The sequence below is a fragment of the Afipia massiliensis genome (assembly GCF_001006325.2).
Taxonomy (GTDB): Bacteria; Pseudomonadota; Alphaproteobacteria; order Rhizobiales; family Xanthobacteraceae; genus Afipia; species Afipia massiliensis_A.
On sequence record NZ_LBIA02000001.1, the window covers coordinates 4,029,266 to 4,050,700 of the forward strand.

16 protein-coding genes are annotated in these 21,435 nt (G+C 62.5%); 4 read left to right on the plus strand and 12 right to left on the minus strand.

Features of this window, described 5'->3' with window-relative positions; genetic code table 11:
- Positions 1–7: 7 nt before the first annotated feature.
- Both YH63_RS19400 and lexA read left to right on the plus strand, forming a co-directional pair.
- Positions 8–1,216, plus strand: coding sequence for a molybdopterin molybdotransferase MoeA (locus YH63_RS19400; RefSeq protein ID WP_046829938.1), 1,209 nt, complete (start codon positions 8–10; stop codon positions 1,214–1,216).
- A gap of 194 nt (positions 1,217–1,410) precedes the next feature.
- On the plus strand, positions 1,411–2,118 hold the full coding sequence (gene lexA / locus YH63_RS19405; RefSeq protein ID WP_046829939.1) for a transcriptional repressor LexA: 708 nt from the start codon (positions 1,411–1,413) through the stop codon (positions 2,116–2,118).
- A gap of 151 nt (positions 2,119–2,269) precedes the next feature.
- On the opposite strand, the gene YH63_RS19410 is transcribed toward lexA, so the two are convergent.
- Together YH63_RS19410 and YH63_RS19415 are read right to left on the minus strand one after the other, a co-directional pair.
- A complete protein-coding gene (locus YH63_RS19410) occupies positions 2,270–4,555 on the minus strand; it encodes a ComEC/Rec2 family competence protein (protein ID WP_046829940.1) in 2,286 nt (761 codons plus the stop codon).
- 261 nt (positions 4,556–4,816) lie between these two features.
- The gene (locus YH63_RS19415) at positions 4,817–6,490 is read right to left on the minus strand and encodes a glutamine--tRNA ligase/YqeY domain fusion protein (protein ID WP_046829941.1); all 1,674 of its coding nucleotides are present in this window, start codon (positions 6,488–6,490) and stop codon (positions 4,817–4,819) included.
- Between the two features lie 371 nt (positions 6,491–6,861).
- Between YH63_RS19415 and gltX the strand changes: the two genes are divergently transcribed.
- Together gltX and gltA are read left to right on the plus strand one after the other, a co-directional pair.
- Positions 6,862–8,286, plus strand: coding sequence for a glutamate--tRNA ligase (gene gltX / locus YH63_RS19420; protein WP_046829942.1), 1,425 nt, complete (start codon positions 6,862–6,864; stop codon positions 8,284–8,286).
- Between the two features lie 329 nt (positions 8,287–8,615).
- Entirely contained in the window at positions 8,616–9,920 is a 1,305-nt protein-coding gene (gene gltA / locus YH63_RS19425; RefSeq protein WP_046829943.1) for a citrate synthase, read from the plus strand.
- A 75-nt stretch (positions 9,921–9,995) separates the two neighbouring features.
- On the opposite strand, the gene lpxB is transcribed toward gltA, so the two are convergent.
- From lpxB to YH63_RS19475, 10 genes are all read right to left on the minus strand, one after another.
- Positions 9,996–11,171 (minus strand): lipid-A-disaccharide synthase, encoded by a 1,176-nt coding sequence (gene lpxB, locus YH63_RS19430; protein WP_046829944.1) that lies wholly within the window; start codon positions 11,169–11,171, stop codon positions 9,996–9,998.
- Entirely contained in the window at positions 11,168–12,022 is an 855-nt protein-coding gene (locus tag YH63_RS19435) for an LpxI family protein (RefSeq protein ID WP_046829945.1), read from the minus strand. The genes lpxB and YH63_RS19435 overlap by 4 nt, the downstream gene beginning before the upstream one ends.
- Positions 12,019–12,849, minus strand: a complete 831-nt coding sequence (gene lpxA, locus YH63_RS19440; RefSeq protein ID WP_046829946.1) for an acyl-ACP--UDP-N-acetylglucosamine O-acyltransferase — start codon at positions 12,847–12,849, stop codon at positions 12,019–12,021. Before lpxA ends, YH63_RS19435 begins: the two co-directional genes overlap by 4 nt.
- A gap of 148 nt (positions 12,850–12,997) precedes the next feature.
- Positions 12,998–13,456, minus strand: a complete 459-nt coding sequence (gene fabZ / locus YH63_RS19445; RefSeq protein WP_046829947.1) for a 3-hydroxyacyl-ACP dehydratase FabZ — start codon at positions 13,454–13,456, stop codon at positions 12,998–13,000.
- Positions 13,456–14,541 carry a UDP-3-O-(3-hydroxymyristoyl)glucosamine N-acyltransferase gene (lpxD, locus tag YH63_RS19450; protein ID WP_046829948.1) on the minus strand — a complete coding sequence of 362 codons (1,086 nt, stop codon included), beginning with the start codon at positions 14,539–14,541 and terminating at the stop codon, positions 13,456–13,458. The genes fabZ and lpxD overlap by 1 nt, the downstream gene beginning before the upstream one ends.
- Before the next feature lie 143 nt (positions 14,542–14,684).
- Positions 14,685–17,207, minus strand: coding sequence for an outer membrane protein assembly factor BamA (gene bamA, locus YH63_RS19455; RefSeq protein WP_046829949.1), 2,523 nt, complete (start codon positions 17,205–17,207; stop codon positions 14,685–14,687).
- A gap of 172 nt (positions 17,208–17,379) precedes the next feature.
- The gene (locus YH63_RS19460) at positions 17,380–18,528 is read right to left on the minus strand and encodes a M50 family metallopeptidase (protein WP_046829950.1); all 1,149 of its coding nucleotides are present in this window, start codon (positions 18,526–18,528) and stop codon (positions 17,380–17,382) included.
- Positions 18,529–18,574: 46 nt separating this feature from the next.
- Positions 18,575–19,798, minus strand: coding sequence for a 1-deoxy-D-xylulose-5-phosphate reductoisomerase (gene dxr, locus YH63_RS19465; RefSeq protein WP_046830311.1), 1,224 nt, complete (start codon positions 19,796–19,798; stop codon positions 18,575–18,577).
- Between the two features lie 4 nt (positions 19,799–19,802).
- A complete protein-coding gene (locus YH63_RS19470) occupies positions 19,803–20,657 on the minus strand; it encodes a phosphatidate cytidylyltransferase (protein ID WP_433995103.1) in 855 nt (284 codons plus the stop codon).
- Positions 20,654–21,424 carry an isoprenyl transferase gene (locus YH63_RS19475; protein ID WP_046829952.1) on the minus strand — a complete coding sequence of 257 codons (771 nt, stop codon included), beginning with the start codon at positions 21,422–21,424 and terminating at the stop codon, positions 20,654–20,656. The genes YH63_RS19470 and YH63_RS19475 overlap by 4 nt, the downstream gene beginning before the upstream one ends.
- Between the last annotated feature and the right edge of the window lie 11 nt (positions 21,425–21,435).

A 21,435-nucleotide genomic window follows, 5' to 3' on the forward strand; every position in this document is an offset into this window, starting at 1 on the left:
GCGTCCTATGGCGCTGATGCCGGTCGCCGACGCCTATGTCGCCGTTCTCAAGGACGCCAGCGCCCTTCCCGAAGAAACCGTTGCGCTCACCGATGCGTTTCATCGCACGCTCTCCCGCGACGTTGCAGCCCTTCGCACCCAGCCGCCCGTCGCGCTGTCGGCGATGGATGGCTACGCGGTGCGCGCGGCGGATGCGGTGCCGGGCGCGCGGCTGAAAGTGATCGGCGAAGTCGCGGCCGGACGGCCGTTCAATCAAGCCATTGGCGCGGGACAGGCAGCGCGCATCTTCACCGGCGGCGTTGTTCCCGGCGGCGTCGACGCCGTCGTCATTCAGGAAGACACCACGCGCGACGGCGAGTTCGTCATCGTCAACGAAGCCATCGCAGAGGGAAAGAACATCCGCCCCGCCGGCATCGATTTCCGCGAAGGCGACGTGCTGCTGCCGCGCGGTTCGTGGCTCAATGATCGCGCCCTGGCGTTAGCCGCAAGCATGAACCATCCGCAGTTGCCGGTGCACCGCCGCCCGAAGGTCGCGATCCTCGCCACCGGCGACGAGCTGGTCGCGCCGGGCACGACGCCCGGCCCCGGCCAGATCGTCTACAGCAATCTGTTTTCTCTCAGCGCACTGGTGCGAAGCGAAAGCGCGGAGGTCATCGATCTCGGCATCGCGTGCGACACGCTTGAATCCACCGCGAACGGAATCAGCCGCGCACGCGACCTCGGCGCGGACGTTCTCGTCACCACCGGCGGCGCGTCGGTCGGCGATCACGATCTCGTTCAGGCTGCGCTGAAAGCCGAAGGCTTCGACATGGCCTTCTGGAAGATCGCGCTGCGCCCCGGCAAACCGATGATGCACGGGCGGCTCGACACGATGCGCGTGCTCGGGCTGCCTGGAAATCCGGTGTCGTCCTATGTCTGCGCCTTCCTGTTTCTGGTGCCGCTGATCCGCGCGCTCTCGGGGCGGACGAGCGTCGATCATCTGCTTGAACGCGCCGTGCTTGGGCGCGAATTGCCTGCCAACGACAAGCGGCAGGATTATCTACGGGCGCGGCTCACGCCCGGCAGCGACGGCTTGCCTGTCGCAACCTCCGTGGGCGCGCAGGACAGCTCGCTTGTAGCCAATCTGGCCGCGTCCGATGCGCTGATCGTCCGCGCCCCCCATGCGCCAGCCGCCCCGGCTGGCTCGCCCTGCACGATCCTCCGGCTTCCCGGCTGATCCCTAAACCCTCCCGCCGTTCACGAGAAATTAAGGGGTTGCGGAACACATATGGAACATATAGTGTTCGTTCATGATTTGTTTCGAGTGACTCGCACCCCTTAAGTGTCCTTCCCGTACTTCTTTCAGTGGGATCTAAAGAGGCGCGGCATCGGCTCAAAACTCGAGATTCTAGGGATCGGGGACCAATTCAGATGCTGACACGCAAACAATACGAGCTTCTGCGCTTCATCAACGAGCGGCTCAAGGAAGCTGGTGTTCCGCCCTCCTTCGACGAAATGAAGGACGCGCTGGACCTGCGTTCCAAGTCCGGCATCCACCGGCTCATTACCGCCCTTGAAGAACGCGGCTTCATCCGCAGGCTCGCCAACCGGGCCCGCGCCATCGAGGTCATCAAGCTTCCCGAACTCGGCGCCAATCCGGGCGGCGCACGCCGCGGCTTCACCCCGAGCGTCATCGAAGGCAACCTCGGAAAGGTTCGCGCGAACACCTCCGCCGGTCCCGACGAGGATGTGAGCTACCCCGTTTCCGTACCGGTCATGGGCCGGATCGCGGCAGGTACACCGATCGAGGCGCTGCAGACCCGCAGCCACACCATCAGCGTGCCGCCCGACATGCTCGGGTCCGGCGAACACTACGCCCTCGAAGTGCGCGGCGATTCCATGATGGAAGCTGGTATTCTCGACGGCGATACCGTGCTGATCCAGCGCAACGAGAGCGCCGACACCGGCGACATCGTGGTGGCGCTGATCGATGAGGAAGAAGCCACCTTGAAGCGCTTCCGGCGCCGCGGTGCGTCCATCGCGCTCGAGCCTGCCAACGCGGCTTACGAGGTCCGTATCCTTCCGCCCAATCGCGTGCGCATTCAGGGCAAGCTGATCGGGCTCGTTCGGAAGTATTGAGTTCGGTTTGGCACGAACTGAAAAAATGGTCCGGCGCCATTCCGGGGCGCGAGCGCTTGCGAGCGAACCCGGAATCCAGAAACTGCTTCCACCGAACCCTGCTGGATTCCGGATCAACCCGCTGCGCAGCCTGTCCGGAATGACAGCGCGATCAATCATCAGGCTGGAGATCACTTTCCGTCGGCGTGGCGTCGACCGGCTGGACCGGACGGTTTAGCCGGACAGCAGAGACGTCAGACTCGTCTTCAACATTTGCCGGTGACCAGGGCCGATCCACGCCGCGCGGCCGGTTAGCCGTGATCGCGTAGCCGTCCGCTGTTTTGCGCAAGGCCAGCGTCCCTCGCCTGCGCAGCATCTCCTGATCCAGCACCATGGCCGCGCAGTCGGTGGGCGGTTGCCGAAGCGTCACGATGACCGCGGCCCGCGCGCAATCGTCCGCGAATGCGTCAGGCTTCAGTGTCAGCGCAATGGTCGAACCATCCGCCGCCTGCACCACGCATCCGGACGTGTCGCACGAGACACCGTCGGTCAGCGACGCATCGATTGCCTTGCGCATGTCGGCATCGGCCGCGAGCCATTCGCGCGACAGGAACGCGTCCTTTCCGGTGCGCATCAGGCGCAGCCTGCCGTCCTTCCCCCGCACCGCGACCGTATGTCCGTCTCCGGCAACAAGGATGTCCGGCTGCGGCGTGGTCAGTGCCCAGACCGTTGCCAGCGCGATCAGCCCTGCGCCCGCCCAGCGCAGCGGTGTCCGTAGCAGGCCGAGCGCGATGATGCCTGCGCTCATCACCGCCAGCGGGCCGGTCCCGAATGACGCGATCCGCCCGATGGCGCCCGGGAGCGCGGCAACCCATTGCGCTACCGCCACCATCCAGCCGATGCCGACATCCATCAGCCGCCAGAACAGGCCGTCGAATCCGAACGGCATGGCGAGCAGTCCCAGCAGTCCGGCCGGCATCACCAACACTGAGACCACCGGCATCGCCGCGAGATTGGCCAGCACGCCGTAGGGCGTGACGCGATGAAAATGAAACGCCGCGTAAGGCATGGTCGCAAACCCTGCGACGAGCGATGCCAGCGCCAGCATCGTGATCTCACGCCCGCCCCAGAGCGCCGCGCGCGCCACCTGCGCATTGTCAGGTGACGCAAACAGATTCGGCATGCCGATCTGGACTAGCGCGACTAATCCCAGCGTCGCCGCGAACGACATCTGGAAGCTCGGATGCACCAATGCTTCCGGCGCGATCAGCAGCACGATCATGGCCGCCACGGCGAGCGTGCGAAACGTGATCGCGCGCCGGTCCACCATCACGGCGATCAGCACCACCGCCGTCATGAAGAACGAGCGCTGCGTCGCGACTTCCGCGCCCGACAGCAGAAGATAGAAGGCGGCGGCGAGCAGCGCCGCAACGGCCGACCATTTCTTGATCGGGAACGTCACGGTGAGCGCGGGAAACAGCGCCAGTAGCGCACGCACCGCGAAGAACACGACGCCCGCCACCACCGCCATGTGATAGCCGGAGATCGACAGCACATGGCCGAGCCCGGAAATGAACATGGCGTCGTTGACCGGGGCGGAGATCGCATCGCGGCGTCCGGTGAGCAACGCCGTTGCAATGGCGCGGTTGTCGCCGCTGAGCACGCTGCGAATGCGCGCGTCGATCGCATCGCGCATGCCCTGCATCGTGGCTGCATAGCGCAGATAGGTGCCGCCACTGCGCGGCGCCTCGACGGTCTTGATCGCGCCCATGGCGAAGCCTGATGCGCCGATGCCTTGGAAATACATATCGCGTCCGAAGTCGTAACTCCCCGGACGCAGCGGCGAGAGCGGCGGCAGCAGTCTCGCCTTGAGCTCAACAAAGCTGCCAACCGCAGGCGCAGTGCCTTTCTTGACAGACAGCCGCACGCGCTCGAGTTTGATCCCGCCGCGCGGCGATTCCATTTCTTCGACACGCAGCACGAAGCGATCGGTGCGTTCGCGCTCGTCGCGGGTTTCGACAAAGCCCTTCATCGTCACCGAGAACATCGGACGCGCCAGCACACCATGAGCGACGCGCGCGGTTTTCAGCGCCGCCGTCGCGAAGCCCGCGGACAACGCGGCCAGCATCACCACGAGAGGAAAGATGCGACTCCGCCGCGCGAAGAACGCAGCGACACAGAGCGCGAGCGCCGTGACAGCAGCGACCGAGGCCACAGGCTCGCGATCCACCGCGAAGTAAGCGGCGATGCCCGCGCCGAACGCGACCGGCACCCACGGCAACAACCGGCCCGGCCCGGCTTCCGCCGCGACCCAGTTCCGGATCTTTTCAGTCAGAAATGCGGATCCGCGCTCGGCGGCATCGCCGGCATCTGCGCGCACGGCACCGCGCGGCGGCCATGTGATGGCCCGCCCCGCCCGGCCTTGGGATCGCGTCTGATGCTCGCCCCCGCCCGCCATCGCTTCGCTCCGGCATCGCTTTCGCAATGCTAGCGGAAGCGATCAGCCAAACCAGCGGAACGGATACAGAATGGACGCATATATTCTTTAGATGCCCCGTCCTGAAAAATTGACCGGAAATGCGGTCATTAAAACGAGAGACAGGCCGTCATTGCGAGCGAAGCGAAGCAATCCACCTTTGGGAAAACAAGAACTGGATTGCTTCGTCGCAAGTGCTCCTCGCAAAGACGAAGTACGAAAGCTTGCAGCGCGTCGGTATCTCTAGCTCCCTGCCGAGACCTTGGCCCAGGTGTCGCGCAGACCGACGGTGCGGTTGAAGACCAGCTTGCCCGGCGCGGAGTCCTTGTCGCGGCAGAAATATCCCTGCCGTTCGAACTGTATCGCGCCTTCGAAATTGTCGCTCGCCAGCGCCGGCTCCAGCATCGCGGTGACGGTTTCGAGCGACTCCGGATTGATCTGCGACGCGAAATTCGCGGCGTCGGGCTGTGGCGTGGTGAACAGCAGATTGTAAAGCCGCACCTCCGCTGGCACAGCTTCCGTCGCGCTGACCCAGTGGATCGTCGCCTTGACCTTGCGTCCGTCGGGCGCATTGCCGCCCTTGGTTGCGGGATCGTAGGTGCAACGCAGTTCGACCACCTCGCCTGCCGCGTTCTTGATGACGTCGCGGCAGGTGATGAAATAGCCGTAGCGCAGCCGCACCTCGCGGCCCGGCGCCATACGGAAGAACTTCTTCGGCGGCTCTTCCATGAAATCGTCGCGCTCGATGTAAAGCTCGCGGCCGAACGGAATCTGCCGCGCGCCCTGCGACGGATCGTCGGGATGGTTGATAGCTTCGAGCTTTTCGACCTGCCCTTCGGGAAAATTCTCGATCACCACCTTGAGCGGATTCAGCACTGCCATGCGGCGGGGCGCGGTCTTGTTCAATACCTCGCGCACCACGAAATCGAACATGCCGATGTCCACGGTGCTGTTCGCCTTGGCCACACCGATGCGCTTGACGAACTCCCGCAGCGCCTCCGCCGGAATGCCGCGCCGCTGCAGGCCCGCAAGCGTCGGCATGCGCGGATCGTCCCAACCAGACACATGGCCGCCGCGCACCAGTTCGGTGAGCACGCGCTTGGACAGCAGCGTGTAGGTCACGTTGAGACGCGCGAACTCATACTGGTGCGGCCGCGACGGCACCGGAAGATTTTCGAGGCACCAATCGTAGAGCGGCCGGTGATCCTCGAATTCCAGCGTGCAGATCGAATGCGTAATGTGCTCGATCGCATCGGACTGGCCGTGCGCGAAATCGTAGCTCGGATAGATGTTCCACGCACTTCCGGTGCGCGGATGATGCGCATGGAGGATGCGATACAACACCGGGTCGCGCAGGTTGATGTTGCCCGACGTCATGTCGATCTTGGCGCGCAGCACGCGCGCCCCGTTCGGAAATTCTCCTGCGCGCATGCGCGCGAACAGGTCGAGATTTTCATCGACCTGACGCTCGCGGAACGGGCTGTTTTGTCCCGGCTCGGTCAGGGTTCCGCGCGTCAGCCGAATCTCTTCCTGCGACTGGTCGTCGACATAGGCCTTGCCGGTGCGGATCAGGTGTTGCGCCCAGGCATAAAGCTGCTCGAAATAATCCGACGCGAAATGCAGATGCTCGCCCCACTCGAAACCAAGCCAGCGCACGTCGCGCTCGATGGCGTCGATGTATTCCTGTTCTTCCTTGGTCGGGTTGGTGTCGTCGAAACGCAGATGACAGCGGCCGCCGAATTCTTCGGCGATCCCGAAGTTCAGGCAGATCGACTTGGCATGGCCGAGATGCAGGTATCCGTTGGGCTCCGGAGGAAAGCGCGTCACCACGCCCTTTTCACGCCCCGAGGCCAGATCCGCAGCGACAATATCGCGGATGAAATCGCGGCCCGCGGTCGAAGGCGATTCGTCAGTCATTGGTACCCTTTCAACCCAGTGTGGCGGTTCGCAAGCCCGCATCATTTCGCAGCACATTCCTTTGCGCGCTTGCGAACCGAAGCCACACTGGAAATACAGCTTCCAATGTCCTTTTGAATTCGAAGTTCGCTACGGAAGATGCCGCAAAATGGGGCGAACTTCGAATTCAGGACATTGGGCCCTATGTGCCAAATCCGGGAGGCCACGCCAAGTGCCGCCCGGCGGTGACCTGACCGGACGTTTTGCTGGCAGAACCCCGGATCGGGTAACCCGAGCGTGTAAAATCCTCTGCAAATCCCGCTGAGACAGTGTGCCGTTGTTGTGATAAACGCCCGCCGATAACCTGACCGAGATGGATCGAACCGCCCGAAATGACCGAAACCGTTGTTACCCGCTTTGCGCCGTCCCCGACCGGCTTCCTCCACATCGGCGGCGCGCGCACCGCGCTGTTCAACTGGCTTTACGCACGCAAACGGGCTGGCCGGATGCTGCTGCGGATCGAGGATACCGACCGCGAGCGCTCGACCGATGCCGCCATCACGGCGATCCTCGACGGCCTGAAATGGCTCGGGATCGAGTGGGACGACGAGACGATCTATCAGTTCTCCTGCGCCGCGCGGCATCGTGAAGTTGCCGAGCAGTTGCTCGCGGACGGCAAGGCCTATCGCTGCTACGCGACGCCAGAGGAACTGACGCAGATGCGCGAGGCCGCCAAGGCCGAGGGCCGCGCGATCCGTTACGACGGCCGCTGGCGCGACCGCGATCCGTCCGAAGCGCCTGCCGACCTCAAGCCCGTCATCCGCCTTCGCGCGCCCCAGACCGGCGAGACCGTGATCGAGGATCAGGTTCAGGGTCGCGTGGTCTGGCAGAACGAAAATCTCGATGACCTCGTGCTGCTGCGCTCCGACGGCAACCCCACCTACATGCTGGCCGTGGTGGTGGATGATCATGACATGGGCGTCACCCACGTCATTCGCGGCGACGACCACCTGATCAACGCCGCACGCCAGAAGCACATCTACGATGCCCTCGGCTGGACCGTTCCGGTGATGGCTCACATTCCACTGATCCATGGCCCGGACGGCTCCAAGCTGTCGAAGCGGCATGGCGCGCTCGGCGTCGATGCCTATCGCGCCCTTGGATACCTGCCGGAAGCGCTCCGGAACTACCTCGTGCGTCTCGGCTGGAGCCACGGCGATCAGGAAATCTTCTCGACCGAGGAGATGATCAAGGAGTTCGACCTGCCGGCGATCGGGCGCTCCGCCGCGCGGTTCGATTTCGCCAAGCTCGAAAACCTCAACGGCCATTACATCCGCAACGCCGACGACAAGGCGCTGGTGGCGGCCTTCGAGGATGTGCTCCAGTTCGTCCCCAACGGCGCAGCCATCCGCGCCAAGCTGAACGACACGACCCGCGCCCAGTTGCTTGCGGCCATGCCGGGCCTGAAAGAGCGCGCAAAGACCATCATTGAGCTGATCGACAGTTCGAACTTCATCTTTGCCGACCGGCCGCTGGAGCTCGAGCCAAAGGCCGCAGCGGTCCTCACGCCCGACACGCGCAAGCTGATCGGGGAACTTCGCTCGGTGCTGGAAACGGTCACTCCGTGGGCAGCAGATACCGCCGAGGCCGCCATGCGAACCTTTGCCGAGGCAAAGAACCTCAAACTCGGAGCGATTGCACAACCGCTGCGCGTGGCTCTGACCGGACGGACCACCTCCCCCGGAATCTTCGATGTTTTGGCCGTATTGGGCAGGCAAACCTGCCTGGATCGCCTGCAAGATCAGGCCCTAGGATAACAAACGCCAGTGTCCCGAATCCGAAGTTCGCCTCATTTTGCAGCCCGGCCTGTAGCGAACTTCGGATTCGAAAGGACACTGGCAAACTATAATTCCAGTGTGGCTTTGGTTCGCAAGCCCGCAAAACGCCCCCCGCGTCAGGGATACAGCGGGCTCGCGAACCGCCACACTGGTGCAAGGCTGCCCAAACTTTAGGTGCAGCCTACCTATCTTGCAGCGCACACAGCAATAAGCTACCCATTCGGCCACACTTCTGGAATAAAGCGCCTACGTCCCTATATGGCCGTAAGCGTCACTCGCCCTGAGCAACACTTACCGGGGACTTCACGATGGATGCAAAGACCAACACCAAAAAAGCAACGCTGACGGTTGAAGGGAAGACCGTCGATTTCCCGGTGATGACCGGCACGGTCGGGCCGGACGTCATCGACATCAGCAAGCTTTACGCCCAGACCGGGATGTTCACTTACGACCCCGGCTTTACCTCGACCGGTAGTTGCGAATCCAAGATTACCTACATCGACGGCGACGAAGGCATCCTGCTGTATCGCGGTTACCCCATCGAACAGCTCGCCCAGAAAGGCGACTTCCTCGAGACCTGTTACCTGCTGCTGTACGGCGAACTGCCGAGCAAGGCGCAGAAGGAAGACTTCGATCAGCGCGTCACGAACCACACGATGGTTCATGAGCAGGTCGCTCGCTTCTTCCAGGGCTTCCGCCGCGATGCTCACCCGATGGCCGTCATGGTGGCCTCGGTCGGCGCTCTGGCCGCGTTCTATCACGACTCGACCGACATCAACGATCCGCACCAGCGGATGGTCGCCTCGATACGGATGATCGCGAAGATCCCGACGCTGGCTGCGATGGCCTTCAAGTACAACATTGGCCAGCCCTTCGTGTATCCGAAGAACTCGCTCGATTTCGCATCGAACTTCCTGCGCATGTGCTTCGCGGTGCCGTGCGAGGATTACAAGGTCAATCCAGTGATGGCGGAAGCCCTGGACAAGATCTTCATCCTTCACGCCGACCACGAGCAGAACGCGTCGACATCGACCGTGCGCATCGCGGGTTCGTCCGGCGCCAATCCGTTCGCCTGTATCGCCGCCGGCATCGCCTGCCTGTGGGGACCGGCTCACGGCGGCGCGAACGAAGCCGCGCTGCAGATGCTGGCCGAGATCGGCACCGTGGACAAGATTCCGGAATTCATCGCCAAGGTGAAGGACAAGAACAGCACCGTCCGCCTGATGGGCTTCGGCCACCGCGTCTACAAGAACTACGATCCGCGCGCGAAGATCATGCAGCAGATGTGTCACAAGGTGCTGGCGGAAACCGGCCACCAGAACGACCCGCTGCTCCACGTCGCCATGGAACTCGAGAAGATCGCGCTGAGCGACGAATACTTCATCCAGCGCAAGCTCTATCCGAACGTCGATTTCTATTCGGGCATCACGCTGAAGGCGATGGGTTTCCCCACCTCGATGTTCACCGTGCTGTTCGCGGTCGCGCGCACCGTCGGCTGGATCAGCCAGTGGAGCGAAATGATCCAGGACCCGCAGCAGAAGATCGGCCGTCCGCGCCAGCTCTACACCGGCGCGACCACTCGCGACTATGTCGGGATCGACAAGCGCAAGTAAGCGCAACACCACTCTCAGCAAAAAGGCCGGTGCTCTTCACCGGCCTTTTTCTTTGCGTGCTGGCAAGCGACGTAGTTAGCGAAGCGCCGCGATCACGCCGTCCGCGGCCAGTTCGCTCGGCCGCTTGCCGCCCGTGGACATGATCTGCTCCAGCCGGCCGAAGGCCTCCACCTGCCGCTGCCGCGCAGGCGTATCGCCCAGAATGTCCCGCAATGCCGGCGCGAGTTTTTCCGCCGTGAAATCCTGCTGCAGGAATTCGGGGATCACGTTTTCGCCAAGGATGAGATTGGCCAGAATGATCGATGACGTCTGGATCACGCGGCGCGCAACGAAGGCTTCGATCTCCGTGACGCGATAGGCCGTCACCATCGGCACGCCGGCCAACGCCAGCTCCAGTGTCACTGTGCCGGACTTCGCGAGCGCGGCGCGCGCCGTCCGAAACGCAGCCCTCTTGTCACTGTCGCTGACGACGATCCTCGGCTGCACCGGCCAGCTTTCAGCGGCGACGCGGACGCTGTCCAGCAATTCGGGTGTGGTCGGCAGTACCGGCTCGAACGTCACACCCTGAGAGCGCAACAGCCGCAGCGTTTCGCCAAAGATCGCCATGTTGCGCTTGATCTCGCTGCGGCGGCTTCCCGGTAACACGACCAGCAGCGGCGGCGCGGCGGTCCTGCGCGCCAGTTCCTGCGCATTCGGTCGCAACGCATCGAGTTCGTCCAGCAAGGGATGCCCGACGTAGCTGCACGGCGGACCACCCAACTTGCGGTGAACTTCTCTCTCGAACGGCAACACCGCGAGAACCTGGTCGACATAGGCGCGCATCTTCTTCGCGCGACCGCCTCGCCAGACCCAGACAGTGGGCGGAACATAGTTCACGACAGGGATCGACGGATCGCGGGCACGAACGCGCCGGGCCACACGGTGGGTGAAGTCCGGGCTGTCGATCAGCACCAGTACATCGGGATGCTCGTTCAGGACTGCGTCGGTCGCATCACGAAGACGCTGAAGGATCATCGGCAGCTTCTTCGGGATCGAAGCAAAACCAATGATCGACAATCCCTCAACTGAAACCAGCGATACGAGCCCCTGCTCTGCCATGTGGCGGCCGCCGATCCCGACCAGCCTCACCGCAGGTCCGAGCCGTTCGCGCAACGCCATCATCAGTCCTGCGCCGAGCCGGTCGCCGGATTCCTCCGCAGCGATCAGGAATATCGTTCGTGGTGCGTCAGCATGAGCGGCGCTCGTACTCACAACGGCAATCCCGTGACGAACAGCCCGGCCTGATCGGCCTTCGCGGTCATCACATCGGCCTCCGCAACGAGCGAATGTCCGGCAACGGTACCGATGCCGGCAAGACCCGCGGCCACGATTCCGTCAATGGTCCTCGGGCCGAGCGTCGGCAGATCGAAGCGCAAGTCCTGGCTGGTCTTCGGCGTCTTGACCAGCACACCGCGGCCCGCCTTGGCGCGAATTCGCTTCTCCTCCCGCAGTCGCGCGACCCGGGCCAGAAGGGCGTCCGTACCCTCGATGTCTTCAACAGCGACAACGTGACCGTCAACGACGACGACCGCCTGACCGACGTCGAAGGGGCCAAGCGCCCGCAGCAGGTCGCGTCCTTTTGCAATGTCAGCCAGAGCGTCAGCGTCAGGAACCCGGCGTGTGAGGCTTCCTTCCGGCATCAGCAGTTCAGGCGCGACGTCTCCGATGCCAACGACGCGAAAGCCATGGCGCTCGAAAATTCGGCTGACGCCCGTCAGCAGATGATCGTCGCCGCCGCGCAGCGCCGCTGCGATCGCGGGTATGGCGCGCACGGTGCCCCAGTCAAGACGAACGTCCGACAATGCGGGCCTCACCATCCCGCCGAGGAACACGATGTCACGGCATCCTTCGGACCGTATCAGCCGGGTCAGCCGGCCGACCTGACCGAGCGCAACCCAATGATGCGGAAACTGCGTCACGCGAACCGGATCGCAAAAGCCCCTGACGGCAAATATAAACGGCGCGATCCCCCGTGCGCGCAGCGCCTCCGCGACCGAGAACGGCAGCACACCGCCTCCTGCAATGATGCCGACTGTCGCGGATATTTCGGGGCCTGCTGTCATCGCGTTTCGAGGTGAGCGCGCTCGGTTGATTTGTTGGGATTGTTATGGGCCATGCAGAGCGGACGCTTGTTGCCGTCATCGATGAACGTCAGAATTTCCGCGATCGCAGGGTCACTGTCAGCCATTGGTCGCGCAGCCGTAAGCCGGTCGGAAAAGACGCCGCCGCCATGGAAGAGTTGCTGATAGAATTCACGCACAAGCTGCAGGCGCTTGTGGGTGAACTTGCGCCGCCGCATGCCGACCACGTTCAATCCTTCGAGGTGCGCGAACTGCCCGCTCGCAAGACCGTAGGGAATGACGTCGTGCCGCAACCCCGAAACACCGCCGATCATGGCCTGGGCTCCGATCCGGACAAATTGATGCGCCGCTGACAGGCCGCCTACAAATACATAGTCTCCGACTTCGCAATGGCCGCCGAGTTGCACCCCGTTGGCAAGAATGACATCGTTGCCGAGCTGACAATCGTGCGCGACGTGACTATAGGCCATGAAAAATCCGCGCGCGCCGATGCGGGTGATGCCGCCTCCGGCGACCGTACCTGTGTTGATCGTGACAGATTCACGGATCATGCAGCTTTCGCCTATCTCGAGCCTCGTCACTTCCCCACGGTGCCCCGAAGACTGCGGCGGTGTTCCGAGCGAAGCGAATGGATAAACTGTGCAGCCTGCGCCGAGTGTGGTTTGACCGGCGATGTTGACATGGGCGTGCAGCTTGCAGTCCGCGCCGATCGTCACGTTCGGTCCCACGACACAGTAAGGACCAATTGAGGCTCCATCTCCGATGATGGCTCCATCCTCAATTCGCGCCGTTGGATCGATCTTGCTCATCAGCCCCTCTTGCCTGCATGCCTTTCGCTCAGCCGAAAACTAGCCGTGCAGACGATATGACATCGTTATAGTGCAAGCCCGTCCATCATCTGGAATGAAAGACGGCACGCGCATGGTCATCAATTGTTACGCATGATGACAAGGCGCGTCAGTCGGCCAGCATCGCGCCGACATCGGCTTCCGCGACCACTTCGCCGTTAACCTTGGCGTCGCCGTGAAACCACCACATGTCCCGCCGCCGCGTCACAAGCTTCATATGATAGTGGATGATATCGCCCGGCCCCGTCGGCTTGCGAAACTTGCATTTGTCGATGGTCAGAAAATACACCGCCGTTGGACGATCTGTTTCGGTCGACAGCATGCCGATGACGCCGGCGGTCTGCGCCATGCCCTCGATCATCAGGACGCCCGGATAGATCGGACGACCAGGGAAATGCCCAAGAAACTGCGGTTCGTTCGCGGATACGTTCTTGATACCGATTCCGCTGAAATCCTTGCGGATATCGATCACCCTGTCGATCAGCAGCATGGGATAGCGATGCGGCAGAGTTTTCAGGATCTGCCCGATATCCACGGCCTCGATGGTGATTGGCGCCTTCTCGTCCATTATGTCTGTTCCTCGTCGCCCGAACCGGACGGCTTCGATTTCAATTTCGCACTGCCTTCCCGGCCCAGACGCTCCACCTCAAACAGCTCGCGAAAGAACTGCTTGATCGGCTTGGCCGGCGAGCCGCCCCAGCGCGCGCCCGGAGGCACGTCGCCGACGACGCTGCTGCGTGCCGCGATCTGCGCCCCGTCGCCGATGGTGGCGTGATCGCTCACGCCGATCCGCGCCCCGAGGATAACCCCGTCACCGAGCGTCGAACTGCCCGCAATCCCGCTCTGGCTGACGACGATGCAGTTCCGCCCGATGGTCACGTTGTGGCCGATCTGGACCAGGTTGTCGATCTTGCTGCCCTCGCCGATCACGGTGTCATTCAGGGCGCCCCTGTCCACCGTCGTCCCGGCGCCGATCTCCACCCCGTTCTGGATGATGACCCGCCCGGCCTGCGGCACCTTCTGATGCCCTCTCGCGCCCATCAGGTACCCGAACCCGTCCTGACCAATACGGCAGCCGGGATGGATGATGACCTCGTTGCCGATGAAGGCGCAAAGGACCGACGCATTCGCGCCGATATTGCAGTCCCGGCCGATCCGGACACCCGCCCCGATCACCGCACCCGACCCGATCACGGTTCCGGAGCCGATTTCGACATCCGGTCCGATGACCGCGAGCGGATCGACCACGACGTCGTCCTCGAGATACGCGGACGGATGCACCACCGCACCGGCCGCGACACCACTGTTGTCGAACCACGATGCAGGACGCAGGGTATCGGGATAAAGCGACCGCATCACCGCGACAAAGGCCTTGTATGGCTCGGCGACGCGCAGAACCGCGACATGCGGGGGAACGCTGCCCTCCATACGCTCGTTCACCAGACACGCGCCGGCATGCGTCTGTTCCAGCTGAGCCGCGTATTTCTTGCTTTCGCAGAATGTCAGATGAGCGGGCCCCGCGCGGTCCAGCGATGCCGCTCCCGCGATGACCTTGCCGGCGCACGATGGGTCGGCAAGCTGCGCACCGGTCGACGCAGCAAGGTCTGCCAGCGTCACCGGTGAAGGACGTTTAAAGAATGTCCCCTGCGTCATTCCACCCGCCGCGGTCAGGAAAATGCACTTTCCCGCGACGCGAACTCCGGACCGCAGAAGGAAAATGCCTGCAACAAAATACTTGAGCGGGTTCCAACCGGACGGCTGGAACCCGCTGTGTTAAGTGCGAGCCCGGTTTGAGCTCAGAATGACGTACCGCCGCCGAACCGGAATTCCTGGGTCCGGTCGAACTTACCCTTGGTCAGTGGGACCGCATAGTCGAAGCGCAACGGTCCGAACGGCGACTGCCAGATCAAGCCGACACCAACCGATGACCGGATCAATCCATCATCGCCGCCAACCGTGAGACACTGGTTTTGAGCGTTCTGCAGGGGAGTGCCGCCACATGAACCCACCAGAGAGGTCGCGCCCTGGTAGTCGAACAGCGAACCAGCGTCGGCATACACTGCACCCTTCAGGCCAATCTCCTTGGGCAGGAACCAGAACGGCATCTGCATTTCAGCCGAGGCGCCCCAGTACTTCGTGCCGCCCAAAGCGTCCTGATAAGTGCCCTGCGTGATGTCGCGTGGACCGATACCGACGGGTGCGAAGCCGCGAACGAGGTTCGGACCCATCTGGAAATGATCCAGCATGCGGATGCCCTTGCCCGTATCAGTGAGCACGCCGCCTTGAAGACGAAGCACGCCGACAACGTCCGACACGATTGGCGTATACAGTTTCACGTCGCCGACCGTCTTCAGGTAGCTGACGTCGCCGCCAACGCCGGCGAAATCCTGGTTCACGGTCGCAAGGATACCGGTGGTTGGGTCCTTGTTGTTGTCGAGGGTGTTGTAGGCGAGCGTGTAGCCCAGCGCCGACGTCGTGACGGCTCCCCTGGAAAGTCCCTGCTTCACAGCAACCGAAGCTTCGCCGTCTGCAAAGCAGTTGTTGGAAGCGGAGAAATTAGGGCCCCCGTTGGGGTTAACTGGGTCCCCGCCCGCTCCAAGATAGGCAGGTGTGGGGTAGTAAGTACTGCCCGGGATGCCCGCGCCGAAATTGTTACAATTCGTCAGATACGACGGCAGCGTGATTTCCTGCTGCGAGATCGAATAGCGCAGCTGCAGGTTCAAATCTTCACGCAGCTGGAAGCCGAGGCGCGGGCTGAAGCCGATCGACTTCGAATCGTAGGACACGTAGGTCGAAGCGAGTTGCTTGCGCTGATAGAAGTCGAGACCCAGCGCCACGCGGTAGCCGAGCAGATAAGGCTCGACGAACGACAGCTGATAGCCCTGCGTGCGCTGGCCATACTGAACAGACGCCTTTGCATACAGGCCACGACCCAGCAGGTTGCGTTCCGAAATACTGACTTCGCCGAGGAAGCCGTCCGCCGTCGAGTAGCCGCCGGACACCGAGAAGTCGCCGGTCGACTTCTCTTCAATATCAACATTCAGAACGACGCGGTCGGTTGACGAACCTGGTTCAGGGACGATCTTCACGACCTTGAAGTAGTCGAGGTTCTTCAGGCGACGCTCGGCGCGATCGACCAGCGCACGGTTGTAAGCATCGCCTTCGGAAATATCGAACTCGCGGCGAATGACGTAGTCGCGGGTTCGCGTGTTGCCGCGAACATTGATTCGCTCGATGTAAGTGCGCGGGCCTTCTTCGATCGCAAACACGATCGAAACGGTGTGCGCTTCGAAATTGCGGTCACCACGCGGCTTCACGGTTGCGAACGCATAACCGCGGCGTGACGCCTCGATCGACATTTCCTCGACCGATTTTTCAACGGCTTCGGCGTTGTAGATAGAGCCCACGCTGACACGCGACAGGCTGCGGAGCGAGTTTCCGTCGAATGAAGCAATGCTGGACTGGAAGTCGACAGAACCGACACGATACTGCTGGCCTTCCTCGATCTTGAAGGTGACGAGGAATCCCTTGCGCTCAGGATCATACTCGGTCAGCGCCGCGACGATCTGGACGTCGGCGTAACCGTTCTTGAGGTAGTACCTGCGCAGGATATCGCGGTCCGCTTCGATGCGGTCCGGGTCGTAAACGTCGCCGGAACCGAGGAAGCTGAGGAAGTTGCTTTCGCGCGTCTTGATGACGTCCTTCAGCCGGTAGGACGAATAAGCCTTGTTGCCGACGAAATCGATCGACTTCACGCCAGTCTTGGCGCCTTCGGTGACTTCGAAGACCAGATCGACGCGATTGTTCGGCTGCTCGATGATCTTGGGCTCGACCTTCACGTCGTAACGGCCGTTGCGGCGATAAATTTCGGTAATGCGTGCGGTGTCGGACTGAACCATCGCCCGCGACAGCGTTCCACGCGCCTTCGACTGAACTTCGGCGCTAAGCTGCTCATCCTTGACCTTCTTGTTGCCTTCGAAAACCACCCGGCCAATGACCGGGTTTTCAACGACCACAACGACCAGCCGACCACCGGCCTGATTGATCTTCACGTCCTGGAACAGGCCGGTCTCGATCAGGGCCTTCAGACCGTCGTCGATGCGAGCGCTGTCGAGGCGGCCGCTGGGGCCGGGCTTGAAGTAGGAACGGATGGTATCGGCTTCGATCCGGCGGTTGCCTTCCACACCAATGGAAGCCGCGGTCTGGGCGACGGCCTGCGACGACACGAGCGACGCGGTCGCCACTGCGGCAACCGGCACAGCAATCATGATCAGGGCGGCGGCCAAACCACCCCTTAACACTCGCAATCCAACCATCATGCGCCAGGCGCCCTTGTCATTCCAAAGCCGATCCGTTTCCGGGCCGGGAGATTCCCCAAATATTGCACTGCTTGTAGCCAATTTTGCCTAATGGGCAAACGTCCTTTCGCAGGGCAATTCCAATTTCCCAACAAGACGTTGCTGATCGGCCACGCCTGTAAAAAAGCCTCAATCAGGACGAGGCCAGATGCAGGATGTCGTTGTAGGTCGCGAACAACATCAACATCAGCACCAGCGCCAATCCGACGCGGAAGCCAAGCTCCTGCGACCGCTCCGACAGCGGCTTCCCGCGAATGGCTTCGACTGCATAGAACAAAAGGTGTCCGCCATCCAGAAGCGGCACTGGAAACAGGTTCAACAGGCCGATGGAAACCGAAAGGACCGCGGCGAGGTGAATCAGGGCCGAAAGGCCGATCGTGGCCACCTGCCCGGAGATCTGGGCGATCCGGATCGGTCCGCCAACCTGATCCGCATTCTCCCGGCCGGTGAAAATTCCACCGATATACGAAACGGTGCGGTCAACGACGAACCAGGTTTCCTTGACGCCCAGCCAGACAGCGGTCGCCGGGTTCACGGGCTTAGTGACGGTATCGCCGGGGCCCGTGGCACGGGTGATTCCCAGGATACCTACCCGGTGGACGTTGCCGAACGTATCCTTGATTTCCTTAAGCTGAGGCGTTCCGTTCAGCTTTACGGTTTCGTCGCCGCGCTTGACGGTGAACACCAGCGGCGTGCCCGCCTTGGTGCTGACGATGCGCTGCATCTCGGTGAAGCTTTCGATCGCGTCGCCGTTGATCCCGGTCACGATGTCACCGGGCTTGAAGCCTGCGGCCGCAGCGGCGCTGTTTTCCTGAATGGAATCGACGCGCGCGGTCTGGCTCGGCTTGCCGAAGAACGTGAAGAGCGCCGCGAAAATCACGATCGCGAGCAGGAAGTTCGCGATCGGACCCGCTGCCACGATCGCGGCGCGGGCGCCAACGCCCTTGTGATGGAAACTGACCTTGCGCTCGTCGGCCGTCATGGTCTGGAGCGTATCGGCGGAAGGCGTGCTGGCTTCAGATTCGTCGCCGAAAAACTTGACGTAGCCGCCCAGCGGAATCGCCGACACCTTCCAGCGGGTGCCGTGACGGTCGTTGAAACCGAACAGTTCCGGACCGAAACCGAGCGAGAACGTCAAGACCTTCACCCCGGCCCAGCGGGCGACCAGGAAATGGCCAAGCTCATGGAAGAAGACAACGATGGTCAGGACAAACAGGAAGGGAATGATGTAGCCGATCAGGCCATGACTCAACGTATTGAAACCACTCAGGAAAAAATCCACAACCCTATCCCTCACCAGCAGGCCGTCCGGCCCGATCCCCAACGCTCTAGGATGCCTTTAAGGCAATTTGAGGCAAGAGGGTGACCGCACTATTTCGTGCATCATGGTCAACGGAAATCGCGTCATCGGCTGACGTCAGCGGCGCGAGATTCCCTGCCCGCACCCAGTTGTTCATGGTCGCCTCGACGAGCTGTGCGATGCCGCCAAACCGGATCTTCTGGGCGACGAAAGCCGCCACAGCGACTTCGTTCGCCGCGTTGTAGACGGTCGTTGCGCCATTGCCGGTGCGCAGTGCGTCATAGGCGAGTTTCAGTCCGGGGAACCGGTCGTAATCCGGCGCCTCGAAGGTCAGCGAGCCGATTTTCGCGAGATCCAGCGTCGCCGCGCGCCCTACGATGCGATCCGGCCAGCCGAGGCAGTGCGCAATCGGCGTGCGCATGTCGGGCGTGCCGAGCTGCGCCATCACGGAACGGTCGGAGAACTCGACCATGCCGTGAACAATGGACTGCGGATGCACCAGCACATCGATTTCATCGGGCGACAGGGCGAACAGATAAGAGGCTTCGATTACCTCAAGCCCCTTGTTCATCATCGATGCGGAATCGATGGTGATTTTCTGGCCCATGCTCCAGTTCGGATGCTTCAGCGCCTGCGCCAAAGTGGCCTGCGCGATGTCGGCCGCTTTCCAGGTGCGGAACGGCCCGCCGGACGCGGTGATGATGACGCGAACCAGCTCTTCGCGGTTGCCGGATGCGAGCGCCTGAAACAGCGCGTTGTGTTCGGAATCCGCAGGCAGAATGCACGCGCCCGCTTTCGCGGCACGATCCATGAAGAAATCGCCGGCGCAAACGAGGCATTCCTTGTTGGCGAGTGCGATGGTCGCGCCGCGATCCGCTGCCGCGAGCGCGGGCTTCAACCCCGCCGCTCCGCTGATCGCAGCCATCACCCAATCCGCCGGACGCTCGGCTGCCTCGATGATGGCGCTTTCGCCTGCGCCGTACGCAATGTTCGTTCCGGCGAGCGCGTCCCGCAATTCACCGAGCTTCGATGCATCGGCCACGGCGACAAACCGCGCACCGAATTCCTTCGCGAGCTTGGCCAGTCCCTCGACGTTGCTGTTGGCTGTCAGCGCTTCGACTTGATAGCGCTCCGGCGACGCCCGCAGCAGGTCCATCGTGCTGTCGCCGATCGAACCGGTGGCGCCGAGCACCGTAATGGTCCGCATCGCAGAGTCTGCGGCTTTGTTGTTACGCAACGGAACAGCGTTCATCACATCACCAAACCATGAAACCGCGACCGACGCCATCGAGGCCGCCGCGCATTAACCCAATGAGAGCAGCGAAAACAATCGCCGCAACGAAACCGTCGAGCCGGTCCAGCAAGCCGCCGTGACCGGGAATGATGTGGCTCGAGTCCTTGACGTCGAAACGGCGCTTGATCGCGGATTCGAACAGATCGCCGAGTTGCGAAACGATCGACAGCACGGCACCGAGCAGAAGCAGCGCAAGCATGCTGCCGAACCCGAGCCCAGCGAACACCGCTGCAACGGCAAGGCCGAGCACCAGTCCGCCGATTGCGCCCGCCCATGTCTTCTTCGGGCTGACGCGCGGCCAAAGTTTCGGTCCGCCGATGCCACGTCCCGCAAAGTAACCGCCGATATCGGTCACCCAGACGACCAGCAGCACGAACATCAGCGCGACGAATCCGAAGTCAGCGTCGCGCCGGACAACAATAGCTGCCATCAGAGCAGCAGCGGCATAAACCAGTCCGCTTGCAACCCAGCCGCGCTGTCCGCGTCCGGCAACAGCGGCGAGCGCGATCCCCACAGCCACGATCCCGAGTGCGAGGTCCGTCCGTCGCATCATCAGACACACGCCCGCAACCGCGAGCGCGGCTATTCCTGCTGCGACGGCCAGCCGGTTGCCGGATGCACCGACGATCATCAGCCACTCGAAATACAGCAATCCGGCGGCGGCGATCACGATGCAGGCCCACGGCCAGCCGCCGATCCACGCGATCGCAATGGTCAGCGGAGCCATGACTAGCGCCGCAACGACGCGCATGAAGAGATTGCTCGAGCCTTTGGCAGTCTCCGGTGTCGCTGGCGTATCCGGGGCCACGCCGCTCACGATCCGGTCTTTGCAACGTTCTTGGCGACCAGGCCGCCGAAACGCCGCTCGCGGGTGGCGTATTCGGCAATCGCGCCTTCGAGCGCGGCCTTGTCGAAATCCGGCCAGTGAATCGGAACGAATACCAACTCGCTGTACGCGGCCTGCCACATCAGGAAATTCGACAGCCGTTGCTCGCCGCTGGTGCGGATGATCAGATCGGGATCGGGAATCTCCGAGGTATCGAGATAGCTGCCGAGCACGTCGGTCGTGATTGTCGCCGGATCGCGCTTGCCTTCCGCGACTTCGCGCGCAAGCCGCTGCGCGGCGTTGGCGATCTCCTGCCGCGAGCCGTAGTTGAAGGCGACAACGAGCGTCAGCCGCGTGTTGTTTCGCGTCAGGTCCTCGGCTTCAGTCAGAAGCGCGCAGATATCGGACTCGAGTCCGCCGCGCTCACCGATCACCCGAACGCGGACGCCATCGGCGTGCAGCGTCGCAAGATCGTTGCGGATGAAGCGGCGCAGCAGACCGAACAGATCGCCGATCTCGCTCGCGGGCCGCGACCAGTTCTCGGAACTGAACGAAAAGATCGTGAGATAGGAAATCCCGAGTTCGTACGTCGCGCGCACCACCTTGCGGAGCGCATCGACGCCGCGGCGATGCCCTTCGGCGCGGGGCAGTCCCCTCGCCGCCGCCCAGCGTCCGTTGCCATCCATGATGATCGCAACATGCCGCGGCGCATCGGCACGATCCGATTCCTCTGGCTTTGGCATGGCGCCGTTCGACATCGAGCGATCTC

What these genes read in the sequence shown, in the direction of transcription:
- YH63_RS19410 (WP_046829940.1), bottom strand. Translation starts at nt 4,555, where the DNA reads ATGGCGGGCGGGGGCGAGCATCAGACGCGATCCCAAGGCCGGGCGGGG.
- YH63_RS19435 (WP_046829945.1), bottom strand. Translation starts at nt 12,022, where the DNA reads ATGACAGCAGGCCCCGAAATATCCGCGACAGTCGGCATCATTGCAGGA.
- YH63_RS19400 (WP_046829938.1), top strand. Translation starts at nt 8, where the DNA reads ATGGCGCTGATGCCGGTCGCCGACGCCTATGTCGCCGTTCTCAAGGAC.
- lexA (WP_046829939.1), top strand. Translation starts at nt 1,411, where the DNA reads ATGCTGACACGCAAACAATACGAGCTTCTGCGCTTCATCAACGAGCGG.
- dxr (WP_046830311.1), bottom strand. Translation starts at nt 19,798, where the DNA reads ATGAACGCTGTTCCGTTGCGTAACAACAAAGCCGCAGACTCTGCGATG.
- gltX (WP_046829942.1), top strand. Translation starts at nt 6,862, where the DNA reads ATGACCGAAACCGTTGTTACCCGCTTTGCGCCGTCCCCGACCGGCTTC.
- YH63_RS19475 (WP_046829952.1), bottom strand. Translation starts at nt 21,424, where the DNA reads ATGTCGAACGGCGCCATGCCAAAGCCAGAGGAATCGGATCGTGCCGAT.
- gltA (WP_046829943.1), top strand. Translation starts at nt 8,616, where the DNA reads ATGGATGCAAAGACCAACACCAAAAAAGCAACGCTGACGGTTGAAGGG.
- fabZ (WP_046829947.1), bottom strand. Translation starts at nt 13,456, where the DNA reads ATGGACGAGAAGGCGCCAATCACCATCGAGGCCGTGGATATCGGGCAG.
- lpxA (WP_046829946.1), bottom strand. Translation starts at nt 12,849, where the DNA reads ATGAGCAAGATCGATCCAACGGCGCGAATTGAGGATGGAGCCATCATC.
- bamA (WP_046829949.1), bottom strand. Translation starts at nt 17,207, where the DNA reads ATGATGGTTGGATTGCGAGTGTTAAGGGGTGGTTTGGCCGCCGCCCTG.
- YH63_RS19415 (WP_046829941.1), bottom strand. Translation starts at nt 6,490, where the DNA reads ATGACTGACGAATCGCCTTCGACCGCGGGCCGCGATTTCATCCGCGAT.
- lpxD (WP_046829948.1), bottom strand. Translation starts at nt 14,541, where the DNA reads ATGACGCAGGGGACATTCTTTAAACGTCCTTCACCGGTGACGCTGGCA.